The sequence below is a fragment of the Bacteroidia bacterium genome (genome assembly GCA_025056095.1).
Lineage (GTDB): Bacteria > Bacteroidota > Bacteroidia > JANWVE01 > JANWVE01 > JANWVE01.
Genome location: JANWVW010000279.1, coordinates 1 through 3,150, shown reverse-complemented (window position 1 = coordinate 3,150; position 3,150 = coordinate 1). Strand labels below are relative to the sequence as shown.

At 33.8% G+C, this 3,150-nt stretch carries 4 protein-coding genes; all 4 read right to left on the bottom strand.

Annotation, left to right across the window (positions count from 1 at the left end; genetic code table 11):
* Positions 1-709: hypothetical protein (locus tag NZ519_13350; GenBank protein ID MCS7029739.1), on the bottom strand; the 709-nt coding region annotated here is incomplete at its 3' end.
* The gene (locus NZ519_13345; protein MCS7029738.1) at positions 696-2,000 is read right to left on the bottom strand and encodes a DegT/DnrJ/EryC1/StrS family aminotransferase; all 1,305 of its coding nucleotides are present in this window, start codon (positions 1,998-2,000) and stop codon (positions 696-698) included. The genes NZ519_13350 and NZ519_13345, both read right to left, overlap by 14 nt.
* Before the next feature lie 5 nt (positions 2,001-2,005).
* Entirely contained in the window at positions 2,006-2,953 is a 948-nt protein-coding gene (locus NZ519_13340; GenBank protein MCS7029737.1) for a Gfo/Idh/MocA family oxidoreductase, read from the bottom strand.
* A partial coding sequence (locus tag NZ519_13335; GenBank protein ID MCS7029736.1) for a pseudaminic acid cytidylyltransferase occupies positions 2,946-3,150 on the bottom strand: 205 nt, incomplete at its 5' end. The genes NZ519_13340 and NZ519_13335, both read right to left, overlap by 8 nt.

The window sequence follows — 3,150 nt, the reverse complement described above, 5'->3', positions numbered from 1 at the left end:
CTTGATGATTAGGGTGAGGTTTAACTAACAAAAACTTATGCGAGGATACGTATTTCTTCTTAAAATAACAAATCAATTCCTCTAAAACTTCATATTCATCAAATCCAAATTTTTCAACACCTCCTACTTGGCTTAAAGGTTCAGGAACATATAAAACATAAGAAACACAAGCATCCAATCCAATAGTTCTTAAAAAATCTTCTTTAGAAAGGTTTGGTTTCCAAATTTTCAGAAATTCATAGTAAGGATTTCCCACTATTTGTAGCTTTTCTTGTGGTAAATTTTCTTGTATTGCCAAATTTTTAGCCTTTTCATCAATTACCCAAATTTTATCAGGGAAAATCACTTTGTCATTCCACACAAAACGGCTGTAAAAATTTGTCCAATGGTCTATAAATGCTACACTTAAAATATTTTGCTTAACCGCCTGCTCAATAAATTTTAGCTCAATTTTAGAGGTATAAGACGTACCTGTGAAAACAAAATCAGGCTTAAAATCTTGTATCCATTTGATTTCTTCACTTTCGTTGTAACTCAGAACTTCTAATCCAAATTCTGCAAAAAAATCATATTTTCTATCTGAAATTATTTTCAAATCAGAGAGTTTTTTTTCTTTTTGCAAAAAATAGGCTTTTGCAAGCACAGCTTTTGCCCCAGCAGGGTCGCTGAATACAAATAAGCCTTTGCCTTCTAAGTTATCGTAGTTCATCAATATTTTCGGCTACTTTGTAAAAAGCATCTACTACATCTTGTAAGTCCTGTTCGCTCATATTGCCACGCATGTACTCGTGTGTAAAAAGTTCCTCAAAATGCATTTTTTCAGCATTTGGACATATGCCTTTGCTATAATCTACCTTACCTTTATAGCGAGGACAATTAAAAGAACACAAAGAAGCTCTTTGTTGGTAAAGCGGTTGTAAATACAAAGGTTTGACATAGCCCACCCCAATCAAAGGAGTATCTTCTCGTAAAACAGCTGACGGAATTTCTGCTTTTACTGCATTGATGAATGTATTTCTATCTATACCTACTATCTCTTTTTTGAACTTAAAAGGTTGTACATAATATACGTGTTTGCTATGGGGTTCTACTTTGGCAGGTACAATTCCCGGAATTTGACTCAATTTTTCGTTAAAGAATTGAGCATTTTTTAGTCTTTCTTCTAAAAGTTTTGGCAGTTTTTTAAGTTGTTCTATGCCAATAGCGGCTTGAATTTCGGTCATTCGGAAGTTAAACCCCCAAGTATTGACAAGGTCGGTTACGCCTTTGGGTTCAACTACATTTTCGCCATGATTACGAATAAGATATAATTTTTCGGCTAATTGGTCATTATTAGTAGTGATTACACCTCCTTCTCCTGTGTGTATGTGCTTGTGATAGTTTAAGCTAAAAACACCTATATCGCCAATCGTGCCAACATACTGATTTTTGTAAGTAGCCATAGGAGATTGAGCACAATCTTCAATTACTTTAAGGTTGTATTTTTTGGCGATTGTCATTATTTCATCCATTTTAGCAGGATTGCCAAAGATATGCACCACTAAAATAGCTTTCGTTCGGGGACTGATACGGGCTTCAATGCTTTTAGGACATAAGCCAAAATTCTCTTCATCAATATCGGCAAAAACAGGCACGGCTCCATATACAAGTGGTGCCAAAGCACTTGCCGTCATAGTATAAGGCGATACAATTACTTCGTCACCAGGCTGAATGCCACAAGCTCCAATCGCCGCAAATAGCCCTGATGTATTTGAATTGACCGTAATGGCATACTTAACTCCAAAAGTTTCAGCCCATTGCTTTTCAAAGGCTTGCACCATTTGCCCGCCATAAAAATCTTTGTGCCAAGCTCCCAGAAATTGCGATAAATTGCCACTATCTAAAACTTTCATTACAGCTTGTTTCTCTTCTTCACCAATAGTGTTATAAGCGTTGAACAGTTTAGTGCGTATGGGCTTACCACCTTTGATAGCTAATTTATTTTTGGTTATGATTTCCATAAATACTACTTATTTTCAATGATTTGCAACAAAAATTGATTGATATTAGCGGCTCCATCAAAATTATCTTGAATTGTCTTATCTTTTAACATATTTTCTGCATGCGAAATTACGTATTTCATATAATCTTTCAAACAATTCTGATAAGTTTTTGTAGGTTGAGTAGGAAATACGCCATAAGATTGTTCATTTTTTTGATAAATGTCAATTATATTACCTTGTGAGTGTATCAAAATCTTGTGATTTTGGAAGTATAATTCAAGTTCAAAAATTGAAAAATTAGTTTTAGTTAAGCCGATAATATGTACAGGCACAGAATCCCACCAAGCAAAAGCCGAAATAGTAGGATCTTCTTTAAAAAAATCATATGCTTTACTAAAAATATTAGTTTGAGTGAAACGTAATCTTTTATCCAATAAAAATTCAAGCAAATTGAAAGCGTGAGAGGCATAATTTAGCAAGCCTTTATAGTATTTGATGATAATACTAATTAAACTATCGGCTTGCAAGATGTTTTGAATGTCTTTTTTCAGGCTTTGATACGCAGGCAGAAAAGGTCTTGGATAATTAACTAAAATTTTAACATCACCTGAATAGTAATTTGCAAATTTGTTGTGGGTAGATTGTAAAATTAGTTTATTGTAGCAAATGGGTTTTTCGCAAATGATAAGTTTTACTTTTGCCTCTAGACACTCCTCTAAATAGTGGATATGTGTTTCTGTGGGCGAGCAAATTGAAACTAAATCATAATCTTTTAAATTTTCAATTTCCTCAATTGCCTGAATTTGATACTTTTGAGCTACCTTTTGAGCTAAAGTTGTATTCGCATCAAAAACAGATACTTCAAAGTTACCATTTAATACTAGGGCTTTGGTATGCGTCTGAATTTCGTTATTTTCAAAATCATACATTGCCCCAATGTTTCCACAGCCTATAACAAGAGCTTTATACATTTTTCAGTAATTGATATTTCAACTCTGCCAATTTCCAATCAGTTTCATTATCAATATCTTGCATTTCCAATTCTGAAATATGCAAAGGTACAGAAAATTCGGAAAATAGTTTTTTAGTGGCTAAAAATCTGCTCACCACAAAAAAATAAAACTGCCCCACATCGTGATACGCAAGTGGTAAATCTTGGGAACGCTTA